This window comes from Ruegeria sp. S263, from assembly GCF_056780525.1.
Map to the genome: position 1 here is coordinate 1605235 of NZ_CM165558.1, position 15046 is coordinate 1620280.

The window sequence follows — 15046 nt, forward strand, 5'->3', positions numbered from 1 at the left end:
CGTCAGGTCAGGAGCTCGGTTGTGATCTGAGCTGAGCCCTCAAGTGTCCTGTGTACAGGGCACTTGTCGGCAATCTCTAGCAGGCGCGCGCGTTGGGTTTCGTCAAGCGGACCTTCCAGACGGATTTTCCGCCGAAACAGGTCGACTTTGCCGTCACTGACCAGACCAGCGTCCTGTGCGTGAACCTTGTCGTGGCAGACGTCTACAGTGATGCCGGTCAGCGGCCAGCCCTTGCGCCGCGCATACATGCGGATCGTCATCGAGGTGCAGGCCCCTAACCCTGACGACACAAAGCCGTAGGGCGACATGCCCTGATCGGTGCCTCCGTACGAGGCGGGCTCGTCGGCTACGGCGTGATGCCGGGGGCCGGACTGGATATCCTGCAGAAACCCCGCAGGATCAGCCTCGGTCACGCGCACGACACCTTCGGGCGCGCCCGGCGGAGGGGCTGGCGGACACAGAGGAACATAACGTGTGACCCATGCCGCGATTACGTCAGCGGCATATTCAGCATCCGCTGCTCGTGTGATCAGGTGATCCGCATCGTCCAGCGTCACAAAGCTTTTGGGATGTTTGGCTGCTAGAAAGATCGTGCTGGCGTTGTCTACACTGACCGTTTCATCCAACGGGGCGTGCAAAACCAAAAGCGCGGCTTTCAGATTAGCAATGGCAGGTGTCAAAGCGGATTCCGAGATGTCGTCTACGAAGGCTTTGCCAATACGGAAAGGGCGCCCGCCCAGCGTGACCTCGGCAGAGCCTTGCTGTTGAATCTCGGGTAGGGCGTTTTCAAAGTGGTGCGACACATGCCCCGGATCGGCCGGGGCACCCAGCGTTGCTATGGCTTTCACGGTGGGAATGCCCGCACGCGCGCGCAATACGGCTGCGCCCCCCAACGAATGACCAATCAACAACGACGGAGCCATGTTGCGCCCGGCCAGATACTGGGCTGCGGCGACCAGGTCCTCGACATTCGACGTGAAAGTGGTGTTTGCAAACTCGCCTTCCGAATGGCCAAGGCCGGTAAAGTCGAAACGCAGAACGGCAATACCCATACCCGCCAAGCGCGCCGCAATCCGGCGGGCCGCAGGAATATCCTTGGAACAGGTAAAACAATGCGCGAACAAGGCTGTTGCCAGAACTGGTCCGTCCGGAAGATCAAGGCGAGCCGCCAACTGATTGCCGTCGTGACCGGCGAATGTGATGCGTTCCGTAGGCATGGCGGCTCCTTACACTTCTTGATGCCGTCAATATTGTGGTCAACAAGTGGGCTGCTCAACCCCTATGTAGGAAGCGTCACGGGAAGGTGAGCCGACAGTGGGAGGTCGGGGACGCCTGATGTTGGGGAGTAAATTAAAGTATCAATGTTTGTGATGTTGACGCAAATAAATATTCGTTTTTAGAATTGATCTCTCACCCTCATCTTTTGCCTGTCATTAGTTTGCAGCCAAGGAGGGTATCATGGCGCATATCATCACAGCATCACGCGGATTTGCCCCGCGTCCTAACATTCTGATCGCGATTGTCCTGACCGGGATTATCGGCTTCGCTGCCGGCCAGTATTCGTCGCAACCTTTGGTGACCCCGTCGGTTGGCACGGAAGTCGAAGACTGGCACGGCAATGTGCGGCGTTCAAACTGGCCCGGCTAAGGGGTCAGCTTTGTCCCATCAGCATTGGATCGAACGGGTAGGTGGTGAGGTTTTCGTACCCATCCTCGGTGATCAAAACCTGATCTTCGAGTTTGATTGAAAAGTCACCACCAACCTCTCCGACTGCGGCTTCGACGCAAAGCACCATGCCGGGTTCCAGTGGGTAATCATAAGCGCCTTCCACCGCCTTGTCCGGGTAAGCAACCAGCGGCCATTCATCACACAGTCCGACCCCGTGCATCAGGCAGCCATATTTCTGAGCCTGAAATTTGTCGTCCAACCTGTGGGTGTTGGCGGTCAGGTCGGGGATCATCACGCCGGGTTTCAGCATCTCCATGTTGGTCATGATGTGCTCGTGCGCGTGCTGCATGGCATAGACCATATCGGCCCGAGGTTTCTTGTCCCCAACCCACCAAGTGCGCGAGATGTCGATGCAGATGCCGTAAGATCCAATCAGGTCGGTATCAAAGGCGATGATTTCGTTCTTTTGCGTGATCCGAGGCCCGCATTCCTGAAACCACGGGTTCGTGCGTTGCCCCGAGGCCAACAGGCGGGTTTCAATCCATTCACCGCCACGTCGGATGTTTTCCGCGTGCAGAACGGCCCAAATGTCATCCTCGGACGTCTTTCCATCGCCCACATTGGCGCGGGCGAATTTCTCCATCTCGGCCACGGCGGCTTGGCAGGCATGGTTGGCGCAGCGCATGGCCAGTATTTCATCAGGGCCTTTGATCGCGCGGGTTTTCTCGGTGACCTCTTCGCCCTCCGTGATCTCGAACCCTTGTGCCTCAAGCGCGCGCAGGCCGTGCAGCATGATCTTGTCGACTGCCAGCCGCTTGTTGCCGCCGCCATGCTCTTCGATCAACACGCGTACTTCGTTTGAAAACACATCTGCTGCGATATCAACCTTGTCGCCTCGGTCGAAGTAGAACAGATCGGCACCGGATCGTTGCTCGCGCACCAGCGGGTTGAACGTCGAAAGGAACGGTGAATTTTTGTAGTCCCAGATCACCATGTAGCCATCGGCGCACAGCAGAACCGCGCGGAACGGGTTATGGGTGTTCCAAAGTTGCATGTTCGTGCTGTCGGTCGCATAGCGGATGTTGAGGGGGTCAAACATCAGCAAACCGCCATACCCCCGGTCCACGATTGCTTGCGTCAAACGTTTCCACCGAAACTCTCGCATCTGGCTCAGATTGGGTAGGCTCAGGCCCGCTGCCTCCCACTCGGCGAAGGCGAGTTGGGTGGGGCCGATCTCGATCCGGTCCAAATCGTTCGGGGTGCCGTCCCCAAGAGTGGCTCCTTTTGTCGGGTCGATCTTGCGGTTGTCCCGATAGTGTTCGTTCATGTTGGGCCTCCCTGCTTGTTCGTAAACCGTGGAGAAACATTACTGTCTAGTCTGGAAAAAATGCGACGACCTGTTCGTCGCTTTTTGACCGACAGGGAGGGCTTCTGGTGATAGGTGAATCTCATGACGATCATACTGCAAAACTCGATCCCTTATGACCCGCTGACCCCCCGGCCTTTGCCGGGCATTCAGCCAACGTCGCTGGACACTTGGCTGCACCGCGATGACGCCTTTGCCGCCCAGATGCAGCACCGGGAAGCCCTGCTAAGGGAAAGGCGCGACGATGTTCTGGCGCTGGATACTTTCGCCGAACCCGCAGCGCAGGAGGTTCTGGACCTCGTGCTGCAACACGCCTATCCGGGGTGTTCGGATCACGTCGTTAGACCGGATGGCAAAGAGGTGTCGGTCGACCATAAAAATCCGATGGATACTTTGTGCCGCCTGGTTCAAGAGGACATCTGCATTCTGCAAAAACATGGGGATGAGCATGTACTGACAGGTGCAATTCTGTGTTTTCCTGCCAGTTGGCGCTTGTCCGAAAAGTTCATGCGCCCCTTGGTCGATATCCACGTGCCGGTTGCGAGTTATGACGAGAATATCGCGCGTCGTGTCCAGCGTTTGTTCGACGGGATTCAACCTGACCGTCCGCTCTGGCGGTTCAATGCGTTGTGGTATGAGGATGCCGAGCTGCACCAACCCCGAAGTGAAAACGCACGGCGCGAAACAACGACGCCCGGCGACGCCCGGTATTTACGCAGTGAACGGCAAACCCTATTGCGACTGCCCAAGACCCGAGCGGTGGTGTTTTCAATTCATACCTATGTTCTGGAGGCAAGCAGCCTGCCAAAAATGGAAAACCCCGCCTGATGGCGGGGCCTCCTAGGAGGGTCTTTGGAGTGTGAACTACATGCCCAAGGCGCTGGCAACGCCGGCGAACGCACCGCTTGTGCTGAGAGCGGATATCGCGACCGTATAGGCAAGTACCTGCGTGTTCAGACGAAAGTCTTCGCCCCTGATCAGGTTCACAGCGGCCATGGACGCCGCAATCGGGACCGACACACTAGCCACGGCACCCGTGAGACCCCAGCTTGTAAGCCGGAGGATATCACTGGGTTGGTCGTGGTCGAGGGGGGGCGTGTCGTCCCGATCTGATGACTGCTCGGTTGTTTCTGTTTCTGTCCGAAAAGCGATGCTGAGCAACTGCTCATCCGACAACTGGATCGGCCGGGCTGCTGGTTTCAGCGCCGTTTTTTGTGGCTCGTCCAGGACTTCTTCATTAATTTTCTGCCCTGCGAACGGGCCGGAAACTGCCTCGAAAATCTGTTTTCTATTCCGCTTTTTTGCGGGCGGTAGAGTGTCAAAGGCACTTAGGAACTGTTCGATTGTCAGTACGGTATTGGGCGTTAGCCATTCAACCCGCTGGGTCGCACAAATGTCGACCATACGGTACAGGATCACAACCAGCATAAGCTCGGAGATCTCACTGTCGTCCAACAGGGCGGATACCGGGCTGATCGTGATTGTAAGCCGGTTTTCAGGCAGCGTTACAGCGGGTCTTTCAATGGTTTTCAAACCCGCCGCACGATCCATACGTTCAAAGCGGTCTTCGGTCTGAACAACCTGTGTGTCCAAAGTCATGCGCACGAGGTACTGGCTGGATACGATACTGGCCTCGGTCGTGTCCCGAACGGTCTTGCGCTCGATCAGATGACCGTAGTCTTCCAGCGTGGCCGCGACGATTGCTGCGAACCGCTCGATCGCGCCATCGGTATTACCGTTGAATTGCAGACCGCCATGGTAGCTGTGCTTCGGTGTCACTGCTTTTTCCTTTGTCGCATCCCGTAGTGCAAACAAATTTACCAAGCGATATTGGGCAGATTTAGGCGAAAATGGAAAAAAATCAGAAAACGCCAAGATTGATTACGCTCTGGAAACCTAGGCATTTTAGGGGCCTTTTAATGTATATGGCAGCAATGTGGCGGAATTGAGGAGGTCTGGCTTGAAATTGTGGCGCCCTCAGCCGTCGATTCGGGCGGCCATGATCGCAATAGATTGCTGATACACAGTGGCCGCGTTCCACTGTTGAATGACGGCAAAATTAGGTTGTCCGGGCTGATAGCCCCGGCCAGGTTTCCAACCCTTCTTGCGCAAAAAATTGGCGGTTGAGGCCAATGCGTCAGTCATATTGTAGAAATCGACCTTGCCGTCGCCTGTGGCGTCGACCCCATATGTCAGAGCGTTACCGGGCAGGAACTGCGTGTGCCCCAATTCGCCATGTTTCGCCCCCTGTGTCGCTGTCGTAATGCTGCCTTGATCGACCAGTTTAAGGGCGCCGATGGCATGAGGGACAAAGAACTCGGATCGGCGACAATCATAGGCAAGCGTCGTTATTGCTGACACTACCTGACTGTCCCCCATAAAGTTGCCAAAGCCGGTTTCCATACCGTGGATCGCGATCAGTACACCCGCCGGCACCCCGTATTGCCGCTCAAGAGCTGCATAAAACTGTGGGTTGCGGGCTTTGCGTTTGCGGCCTTGTGCGACGATCGCATTTGCGCCGCGCACCTGCATGAACTTGTCCAGCGAGTACTTGAAGCTCTTTTGGTTGCGATCAGCAGCGATAGTGCGCGTTGCGTAAGTTGTCTGGGATAAGGCTTGCAGCCCCCGCTTTTTCACTCCGGCGCGTTTGGCTGTCCGGGCAAAGTCGGACTTCCACGCCTCAAAACCTGCGCCGGTATTTCCGCAGGGCGCTGCCGCGCCAATCGTTGGAAGCGACATGGCAAGGATGAAGGCTAATCGAAGCACGGTCAAAATCCGGTCGGCTGAAATACTGTATCCAAGCCTATGCCGTATTCCCCGATGCGCAAAGAAGTTTAATACAGGTCCAGTTCGCCTGTTCCCTTCAGGCTTTCAAACCACTCATCAGGCGTTTTGTTGATTTTGGCATGTTTGACCATCATCGCGTTCATGTTTGGCAGATCCGACGAGTCCGGCCAAGCGTCCGGCTGCCAGATGCCTGATCGGATGACGCATTTGGGGCAATGGGCAAAAACGGTCTGAACCTGAATCAGCAGGGCGAGTTTGGGAGGGTGATCCTGCACCGCCATTTTACGTAGCAACGCAGGGTCCGCGCAAATACGGGCTGCGCCGCGGATACGCAGTGTCTCCATCTTGCCAGGAATAAACAAAATCAGGCTGACGCGGGGGTCTTTCAGAACATTGTGAAACGTATCCACGCGTTTGTTGCCGGGGCGGTCGGGAATTGCGATCAAACTGTCCGACAACACGTGAACAAAACCTGCCGGATCGCCGCGCGGTGAAACATCCAAATGTCCGTCGGGGTTGGCCGAGGCGATCACGCAGAAGGAAGACTTGGCGATAAAGTCACGGCACATCTGATCCAGCGCAGGCAGCTCTTTGGCGATAACCTGAGGCAGAGGAGCGCCGGTTATCTGCTCTAACTCTTCGGTGGTGGTCACGAAGTCTAAAAATTCAGTGTCCATGCGATCTTCTCCTGTCGTCCCAGTTTGGAAGATCGCCCCAAATGAAACAAGGGCGCCCGAACGGACGCCCTTGTAGATGTAAACCCAGTCCGGATCAGCAGCTATAGTACATACCGTATTCTACCGGGTGCGGGGTGTGCTCGTAGGTTTCGACCTCTTCCATCTTCAGTGCGATGTAGCCGTCGATCTGGTCTTTGGTGAACACGTCGCCCTGCAGCAGGAAGTCGTGATCGGATGCCAGAGCTTCCAGAGCCTCACGCAGCGAACCGCAAACGGTCGGGATGTCGGCCAGTTCTTCGGCAGGCAGATCGTACAGGTTCTTGTCCATGGCTTCGCCCGGATCGATCTTATTCTTGATGCCGTCCAGACCAGCCATCAGCAGCGCAGCAAACGCCAGGTAGGGATTCGCGGCTGGGTCAGGGAAGCGGGCCTCAACGCGCTTGGCTTTCGGGCTTTCGGTCCACGGAATACGGACACAACCCGAACGGTTACGGGCCGAGTAGGCGCGCAGAACGGGGGCCTCAAAGCCCGGGATCAGACGCTTGTAGCTGTTGGTCGACGGGTTGGTGAAGGCGTTCAGCGTCTTCGCGTGCTTCAGGATGCCGCCGATGAAGTAGATCGCTTCGTCTGACAGGTCGGCATATTTGTCGCCAGCGAACAGCGGTTTGCCGTCTTTCCAGATCGACATGTTCACGTGCATACCGGTGCCGTTGTCCCCTGCGATCGGCTTCGGCATGAAGGTGGCCGATTTGCCGTAGGCATGTGCAACGTTGTGGATGACGTATTTGTACTTCTGCAGCTCGTCGGCCTGTTTGGTCAGGCTGTCAAAGATCAGGCCCAGTTCGTGCTGACAGGACGCAACCTCGTGGTGGTGCTTGTCGACTTTCATGCCCAGACGTTTCATGGTCGACAGCATTTCCGAACGCAGATCCTGCGCTTCGTCAACCGGGTTCACCGGGAAGTAGCCACCCTTGACGCCCGGACGGTGGCCCATGTTGCCCATCTCGTACTCGGTGTCGGTGTTCCACGACGCGTCGGTTGCATCAACTTCGTAGGATACCTTGTTGATGCTGTTCGAGAAACGGACGTCGTCAAACAGGAAGAATTCAGCTTCGGGGCCCATGTAAGCCACATCGCCGATACCCGAAGATTTCAGGTAAGCTTCGGCTTTCTGGGCGGTGCCGCGCGGGTCACGCTCATAGGCTTCGCCGGTGTCGGGCTCAACAATCGAGCAGTGCAGGCAGATGGTCTTTTCCGCGTAGAACGGATCGACATAGGCGCTTTCCGTGTCGGGCATCAGTTTCATGTCTGATGCTTCGATCGACTTCCAGCCAGCGATCGACGAACCGTCGAACATGAAGCCTTCTTCCAGGAAGTCTTCGTCAACCTGATCGGACATGATGGTGACGTGCTGAAGCTTGCCGCGCGGGTCGGTAAAGCGGATGTCGACGTATTCTGCGTCTTCATCACGGATCAGCTGAAGAACTGCGTCCTTGCTCATACTTTCTATTCCTCTGATTTGAGTGCGTTCGATTACAGTGCTTCCGAGCCGGTCTCACCGGTCCGAATGCGAATGGCTTGTTCAACGGGCGAGACAAAGATCTTGCCGTCGCCGATCTTGTCGGTCTTAGCGGCTGAGACGATGGCGTCGATGGCAGCATCGACCTGATCGTCGTCCAAAACGACTTCGACCTTCACCTTGGGCAGAAAGTCGACCACATATTCCGCACCGCGATACAGTTCGGTGTGGCCTTTCTGACGACCAAACCCTTTCACCTCGATCACGCTGAGGCCCTGGACGCCGACGTCCTGCAAGGCCTCTTTCACTTCATCGAGTTTGAACGGTTTGATGATCGCTTCGATCTTCTTCATCCCGGGCTCCCTTTAACTCTTGTCAGACTGGGACTGACCACGTCTAAGATCGGTCGGCAATCTGATTGCGTAATTGCCCCTGTTTGGGTGAAGAGAAAATAGTGCGCCGGTTAAATTTTGATCGACTTGCACAAAAAGTAATCAGTATTGAATCGACTGGGGGATTGAGATGACGGAATTACTGACCGCCGCGCAGATGAGGGCCATTGAACAGGCAGCAATTGAGTCTGGTGAAGTCACCGGGCTGGAGTTGATGGAGCGCGCCGGGCAGGGTGTTTTCGAGGCAATTTTCGAGGAATGGCCGGAGTTGGACAGGCGAGGGGCCAGCCCCTCGCGCTCCCCGGGATATTTGGGGCCAGATGAAGAGGATCCGCTGCGCGCTGTGGTGCTGTGCGGGCCGGGAAATAACGGCGGTGACGGGTTTGTCGTGGCGCGGCTGTTGCATGGGCTGGGGTGGCAGGTTGAGGTGTTTTTGTATGGGGACGCCGAGAAGCTGCCGCCGGATGCAAAGAAGAATTTTGCAAATTGGTCAGCCTCCAACGTCGTTCATGATTGGGATGATGAAGAAATCGAGGACATTTTGGATGAGCAAGAGCATGACCTAGTTGTCGATGCGTTGTTTGGGACAGGAATAACCAGATCAATGCCGGATGATACATATCGAACATGGAATGGGTTCGTTCCAACGGTCACCGGTACTCATCCACAAGATCGCAGGCCGAAATATGTAGCAGTGGACTGCCCTAGCGGGCTGTGTTGCGATTCCGGAATGAATTTCGGCGCTCTGCCAACGGATTTGACCGTTTCGTTTCACTCTCCAAAACTGGGACTTTTCTTGATGGGAGATGGTCATTATGGCGGAGGACCGGGGCTTTCGGGTAAACTTGTGATTTCCGATATCGGCCTAAAGCCCGCCTATGCCAAGAGTATTGTTCAGTTGGCGCCTGATCCTGCAAGTAGGGGATTCCACGGCAAGTGGACTGGACAGCACAAATACACCCACGGTCACGCCCTTATCCTCTCAGGTGGTCCAGCCAAGACTGGCGCGGCGCGGCTTGCTGCGCGGGGGGCTTTGCGGATTGGAGCGGGGTTGGTGACGCTGGGTGTTCCTCCGGGTGCTCAGATGGAAGTGGCGGCGCAGGTGACGGCGATCATGTTGCTGCGGGTCGAAGGGGCGGACGGATTGTCCGATGTGCTGAGGGATGAACGTCTGAATGCCCTGTGTCTTGGTCCCGGTATAGGGGTTGAGCGAGCGCGGGAATTGGTGCCGGTTGCGCTTGAGGCAAGGCGGGGAACGGTGCTGGATGCCGACGCGCTGACGGCTTTTGCGGATGATCCGGCGGCCTTGTTTACCCTTCTGCATGAAAATTGCGTTTTGACCCCGCATGGGGGAGAGTTCGCGCGGCTGTTCCCGGATATTGTCGAGAAACTGTCAGCCACCCCGACCACAGGCCCGGCCTATTCCAAAGTAGAGGCCACCCGCGAAGCCGCCGAAAGGGCGGGATGTGTCGTGTTGTTCAAAGGGCCGGATACAGTCATTGCTGCTCCGGACGGGAGGTGCTCGATCAACGGGGCATTCTATGAGCGCGCGGCGCCCTGGCTGGCGACGGCAGGGTCGGGGGATGTGCTGGCAGGGTTCATCGCAGGGCTTTTGGCGCGGGGATTTGACCCGATGCAGGCAGCGGAATTTGCCGCCTGGTTGCATGTTGAATGCGCGCTGACATTCGGTCCCGGGCTGATTGCAGAGGATTTGTCCGAACAATTGCCTTGCGTTTTTAAAAAAATGAATATGTGATTGTTTCGGCGGTATTTGGCCGAGCGTAATCAATCTCGGCGGCTATTGGCTTACCGAAGCATTGCGGATCAGCAGCGAATGTTTGCAACACGCGTGGCTGGGCGGCACTCTTTAAGCGTAGGGAGGGAATAAACGAAACACCTTTTGAGATTTTAAATAATATTAATATTACAAGCGTTTGGTTACAGCGGTTGCGCTCGACTTACGCGACTTGATCGGAATGGCTGGATGCTTGTTAAAAAATGGGGATTGGTGCGCGATTGGGCAGTGCCGGAAACCGGAATTTTTTCATGGTGAGTGAAATGACCCAGAGAATTGTGCTTAGTTCAGTGGCAACTGTTTTGGCGGCGTCTGCAGCAGCGCCTGCTGTGGCAGAGCTTAAGTATGAAAATAACAGTGGTGGATATGTCGAGTTATACGGGCAATTCCACCCGGTGATTGTCTCTGTTGACGATGGCGAGGAAACGGAAACGCGCTTGCTTGACAACGATCTGTCGAACAGCCGTGTCGGACTGCGTCTGATGCAACCCTATGGCAGCAACGAGTTTACGTTCTGGTTCGAAACCGGCCTTGGCCTGCCCAGCACAGGTTCGGCCAACCAGGATGGAACCAACAACGATGGTTGGTCACGAGAAGATCTGCGCCACGTGGATTTTGCGCTGCGGGGAAGCTATGGAAAATTCTCGGCAGGACAGGGCAGCATGGCGTCGGACGGCGCTGCCGAAGTTGATCTGTCTTATGTCGGTACGACGCTCTATTCGTTCACAAACGATGAAAACGGGGCGTTCTTCTACAGGCAGCCTGACGGTCTGCTGAGTGCGATCACGGTTGGCGATTCGGCCAGCAACTTCGACGGTGGTCGCAGGGGAAGAATTCGCTATGACACCCCGGATTTCAACGGTTTTTCTGCGGCCATCGCATACGGCCAGAATATCCTGTCCGACAGCGATGATGATGACTATTACGATATCGCGGTTTCATACGGGAACACCTTTGCCAACGGGGTAGAGTTCGCCGCAAGCATTGCTTACGCGGTACGTGATTTCGATGACAGTTCCGGAGAGCGGAAGGACACGATCGGGTCGGCCTCTGTTCTGTTGCCCAGCGGATTTAGCTTTACGGCGGCCTTGGGTACACGTGATGACACAGCCGCAGGCGCAAGCGACCCCGATTACTGGTATGCCAAGGTTGCCTATGAAGACGACTGGATTTCGTGGGGGCAAACCGGGATCGGCATCGACTATTTCGACGGTTCTGACTTCAATAATGAAGGGTCCAGCACCAAGTCCTGGGGGATCGCGGTCGTTCAGCGGATCGACAGCATCAATACCGATGCTTACCTGAAATATCGCAGCCATGATTTCGATGGAACTGTGGATTTTGACAACAACGAAGCCTGGGCCTTGGGTGCGCGCTGGCGCTTCTGATCTGTTGTAAAACGGCCTGAAACGTCCCGGCGCATTTCGGGGCGTTTTTTTGCCCTTTTCGGCGGTAAAACAAGGTTGATCCCGGCTTTGCCTCTTGCACGCGGGCTACAGGACAAATAGAAGGCGTCAAATTTGCCCGGCGCGCCGTTTTGCGCGCCCCGAATCCTATGGGGACTACCATAATGCAGGTTACCGAGACGCTGAACGAAGGTCTGAAACGCGGCTACAACATCGTCGTATCCGCCGCTGAGCTGGATGAAAAGGTCAACGAAAAGCTGACCGAGGCGCAGCCGGAAGTCGAAATGAAAGGCTTCCGTAAAGGCAAGGTGCCGATGGCGCTGCTGAAAAAGCAGTTTGGTCAGCGCCTGCTGGGCGAAGCGATGCAGGAAAGCATCGACGGTGCGATGAACAAGCACTTTGAAGACAGCGGTGATCGTCCTGCGCTGCAGCCCGAGGTCAAGATGACCAACGAGGACTGGAAAGAAGGCGACGACGTCCATGTCGAGATGTCTTATGAGGCGCTGCCTGCGATCCCCGAAGTTGACCTGAAATCGGTTGAACTGGAAAAGCTGGTCGTAAAAGCCGACGACGCGGCCATCGAAGAAGCACTGAACAATCTGGCCGAAACCGCGCAAGACTTTAAAGCGCGCCGTAAGGGTTCAAAAGCCAAGGATGGCGATCAGGTCGTGATCGACTTTGTCGGCAAAGTGGACGGCGAAGAATTCGAAGGTGGCTCGGCCGAAGATTACCCGCTGGTTCTGGGTTCCAACAGCTTCATCCCCGGTTTTGAAGAGCAACTGGTTGGTGTGAAAGCCGAGGAAGAAAAAGACGTCAACGTCACTTTCCCCGAAGAATATGGTGCCGAGCATCTGGCGGGCAAAGAGGCTGTCTTTACCTGCACTGTGAAAGAAGTGAAAGAGCCTGTCGCAGCCGAAGTAAACGACGAGCTGGCCACTAAGTTCGGTGCCGAAGATCTGGAAGCCCTGAAGGGACAGATCGCCGAGCGTCTGGAAGCTGAATATGCGGGTGCTTCGCGCGCGGTGATGAAACGTGCGCTGCTGGACGTGCTGGACGAGAAGGTTTCGTTCGACCTGCCACCGTCGCTGGTGGAAGCCGAAGCTAAACAGATCGCGCATCAGCTTTGGCATGAGGAAAACCCGGACGTGGAAGGCCACGACCATGGTGAGATCGAGCCTACAGACGAGCACAACAAGCTGGCTGAACGTCGCGTACGTCTGGGCCTGCTGCTGGCGGAACTGGGCCAGAAAGCCGAGGTTGAGGTGACTGATGCCGAAATGACTCAGGCGATCATGAACCAGGCACGTCAGTACCCGGGTCAGGAACGTCAGTTCTTTGAATTCGTTCAGCAGAACGCCCAGATGCAGCAGCAACTGCGCGCGCCGATCTTCGAAGACAAAGTCATCGACTATATTGTCGAGCTGGCTCAGGTGGCTGACAAAGAAGTCAGCAAAGACGACCTGCAAAAAGCTGTAGAGGCTTTGGAAGAGGAATAAGCCTTTTCCGCCCATCTTGGGTGGGCAAAGAAAAACGCGGAGCCGTCTGGTAATGACGGCTCCGCTTGAGTGGCTTTAGTTGAATGAGGTAAGGGGGTTAGGCCTCATAAGCTAAAGCACGGGGGGTATTCAGCAGAGCGATCTTTTGCTCTGGCGTGAAACTCGCGGACAGCGTTTCAATCAATTGCAGAACGGATTTGACCTCTGCTTTGGTTGTGGCGGCTTTCATCTGTTCCACAAAATATTTTTCCAATTGGGTCAGTGGCTTGCGGTCGAAGTTTGCAACCTGCTTTGGCTTGATTTTCGTTCCGGCGAACAGATCCAGCGCAGCCTCGTCGCTTAGAAAGACATCATGTTTGATACCCGCGTAGTCCCGAATTCCTGAAATCCGCTCTTCGGAGCAATCCATCAACGCCGCCATTGCGACCACTTTGCCCATCGGCTTGGCAGTGCCAACATAGTCGTATGGTGCGTTGCCGGACCGTTGCAGAACCCGGTTCATGACGGGATCAATCACGGCAACAGAGTCCAATACCCCCGCGGCCATCGCATATTCGAAAGAGCCGATCATGACTTCGCTGGTGACATATGAAACGGTGTTCTTGCCACGACCATGCGATAACTTTTTGGTGTCGACGCAAAACCGGGTGGCTTCCCAGACCTGCGCGCTGCGGATCGGAGGTTCACCGTCCAAAATCGAATGAAACACATCGGACAGCATGTGTGGCCCCGTGGTCTGCAACAGCCGCATGCAGCCAACGACATCCCCATCGTCGTTGATGCTGACAACATGTGCAGGGTGCAAGTCGTCGAACTGATCGCGTTCGCGCCCGTTTACAATGTTTACATCCCATCCCAACCGGTCGCCGAATACACGCGCCCGCAATTGGTACATTTCATCAAGGACATCTTTGAATTTATGTTGGTTGATACCATCAATTACGATGATCATATCCATCCCCCTACAGTCTGGTTACCGTGGAGGCAAAATTAACCATGTTCGAATCTTAGGCTATTGGGGGTATCCCGTAGGGTTTTGTGGTTTTGTTAACCAGGAGCTATCAAACCAAGACCAATTGCGCGCCCAATCGCCTGCGGAGTCGTCAAGGCCCCAAGCTTTTCCCGACCAGACCGCATGTGTACTTCAACGGTACGATGCGAAATTGAAAGGATGTCGCCGATGTCCTGCTGAGACTTACCTTCCGCGACCCACTGCAGGATTTCTTTTTCCCGCGTCGACAAGGCGGGCAGGTATAGCGCTTTGGCCAACAGGCCGGATTGCATGACCGTGTCATGGGCTTGCACCGCGGCCAGTTGCAAATCGCCCATGATATGTCTTTTCAGCCTTTCCCACTCGTCATCCGAGCAGTCCCGGGTAACATTTAGCAGCCCACAATCGCCGTAAGGCCCCCGCACCGGCACCGTTAATCCGCGGGACGTAATCCCGAAATCATGCGCGTCGCGAAATACGGTGTGGAATTTTTCGTCGTGATGGAACCGGCTCCAATCCACAGGTGCGATGCTGAGGAGAGATTGATGCAGTGTGGGGTCAAAATGGTGAAAACCTTGGTTCCCATAGTGAATCTTCCATTCATCGGGATAGTTCGCGTACCCCTGCACATCCCCCTTGACGGGATTGAACGTGGCGTAAGACGCATAGTCAAAGCCGAGCTCCTGGCAGACGGCATTTAATATGTCGGCGGCCGACTTCTCCTCATGGTCGATCGCGGCCAAGTCTATTAGTTTCACTTGTCCAACCTTTGTGGCGGCAGTTCTTTCCCCAAAGAAAAGCCATATCTGTCCATACTAAATCATACGTTGTGTCACCTATGCCATGAAGGGCAAGCAATTTGTGAGGCTTCGGCAGGTGTGTCGCAGTGAATTAGCTGCGAACAAAGGGCCAACGTGACATTCTGTCGGTGGATTTTTGCTTGTCGCGA

General features: G+C 55.6%; 14 protein-coding genes. 5 read left to right on the forward strand and 9 right to left on the reverse strand.

Annotation, left to right across the window (positions count from 1 at the left end; genetic code table 11):
* Window positions 1-2: 2 nt before the first annotated feature.
* Entirely contained in the window at window positions 3-1217 is a 1215-nt protein-coding gene (locus ACT2B1_RS08035; RefSeq protein WP_481668910.1) for a bifunctional alpha/beta hydrolase/OsmC family protein, read from the reverse strand.
* A gap of 241 nt (window positions 1218-1458) precedes the next feature.
* Between ACT2B1_RS08035 and ACT2B1_RS08040 the strand changes: the two genes are divergently transcribed.
* Window positions 1459-1647, forward strand: a complete 189-nt coding sequence (locus ACT2B1_RS08040; protein WP_171240580.1) for a hypothetical protein — start codon at window positions 1459-1461, stop codon at window positions 1645-1647.
* Window positions 1648-1651: 4 nt separating this feature from the next.
* Here the strand turns inward: ACT2B1_RS08040 and dddP are convergent, their stop codons facing one another.
* Window positions 1652-2995 carry a dimethylsulfonioproprionate lyase DddP gene (dddP, locus tag ACT2B1_RS08045; RefSeq protein WP_481668911.1) on the reverse strand — a complete coding sequence of 448 codons (1344 nt, stop codon included), beginning with the start codon at window positions 2993-2995 and terminating at the stop codon, window positions 1652-1654.
* 123 nt (window positions 2996-3118) lie between these two features.
* Between dddP and ACT2B1_RS08050 the strand changes: the two genes are divergently transcribed.
* Window positions 3119-3862: a heme-dependent oxidative N-demethylase family protein gene (locus tag ACT2B1_RS08050; protein ID WP_481668912.1), complete on the forward strand. Its 744-nt coding sequence runs from the start codon at window positions 3119-3121 to the stop codon at window positions 3860-3862.
* Between the two features lie 36 nt (window positions 3863-3898).
* Here ACT2B1_RS08050 and ACT2B1_RS08055 read toward each other — a convergent pair whose 3' ends face one another.
* From ACT2B1_RS08055 to ACT2B1_RS08075, 5 genes are all read right to left on the reverse strand, one after another.
* A complete protein-coding gene (locus ACT2B1_RS08055; RefSeq protein WP_481668913.1) occupies window positions 3899-4813 on the reverse strand; it encodes a hypothetical protein in 915 nt (304 codons plus the stop codon).
* Window positions 4814-5011: 198 nt separating this feature from the next.
* Entirely contained in the window at window positions 5012-5773 is a 762-nt protein-coding gene (locus tag ACT2B1_RS08060; RefSeq protein WP_180886901.1) for a lytic murein transglycosylase, read from the reverse strand.
* Window positions 5774-5868: 95 nt separating this feature from the next.
* The gene (locus tag ACT2B1_RS08065; protein ID WP_481668914.1) at window positions 5869-6498 is read right to left on the reverse strand and encodes an MSMEG_1061 family FMN-dependent PPOX-type flavoprotein; all 630 of its coding nucleotides are present in this window, start codon (window positions 6496-6498) and stop codon (window positions 5869-5871) included.
* A 94-nt stretch (window positions 6499-6592) separates the two neighbouring features.
* On the reverse strand, window positions 6593-7999 hold the full coding sequence (gene glnA, locus ACT2B1_RS08070) for a type I glutamate--ammonia ligase (protein ID WP_171122160.1): 1407 nt from the start codon (window positions 7997-7999) through the stop codon (window positions 6593-6595).
* A gap of 32 nt (window positions 8000-8031) precedes the next feature.
* Window positions 8032-8370, reverse strand: coding sequence for a P-II family nitrogen regulator (locus ACT2B1_RS08075; protein ID WP_170354532.1), 339 nt, complete (start codon window positions 8368-8370; stop codon window positions 8032-8034).
* 169 nt (window positions 8371-8539) lie between these two features.
* Between ACT2B1_RS08075 and ACT2B1_RS08080 the strand changes: the two genes are divergently transcribed.
* The 3 genes from ACT2B1_RS08080 to tig all read left to right on the forward strand — a co-directional run bounded on the left by ACT2B1_RS08080 (window position 8540) and on the right by tig (window position 13106).
* Window positions 8540-10165, forward strand: coding sequence for an NAD(P)H-hydrate dehydratase (locus ACT2B1_RS08080; protein ID WP_481668915.1), 1626 nt, complete (start codon window positions 8540-8542; stop codon window positions 10163-10165).
* A gap of 302 nt (window positions 10166-10467) precedes the next feature.
* Window positions 10468-11592 (forward strand): porin, encoded by a 1125-nt coding sequence (locus ACT2B1_RS08085; RefSeq protein WP_171126527.1) that lies wholly within the window; start codon window positions 10468-10470, stop codon window positions 11590-11592.
* A gap of 182 nt (window positions 11593-11774) precedes the next feature.
* Window positions 11775-13106, forward strand: coding sequence for a trigger factor (tig, locus tag ACT2B1_RS08090; RefSeq protein ID WP_171240586.1), 1332 nt, complete (start codon window positions 11775-11777; stop codon window positions 13104-13106).
* 97 nt (window positions 13107-13203) lie between these two features.
* Here the strand turns inward: tig and ACT2B1_RS08095 are convergent, their stop codons facing one another.
* Complete coding sequence (locus ACT2B1_RS08095; RefSeq protein WP_481668916.1) at window positions 13204-14058, reverse strand: acyl-homoserine-lactone synthase; 855 nt, start codon at window positions 14056-14058, stop codon at window positions 13204-13206.
* 95 nt (window positions 14059-14153) lie between these two features.
* Window positions 14154-14855 (reverse strand): LuxR family transcriptional regulator, encoded by a 702-nt coding sequence (locus ACT2B1_RS08100; RefSeq protein ID WP_171122165.1) that lies wholly within the window; start codon window positions 14853-14855, stop codon window positions 14154-14156.
* Window positions 14856-15046: the final 191 nt, after the last annotated feature.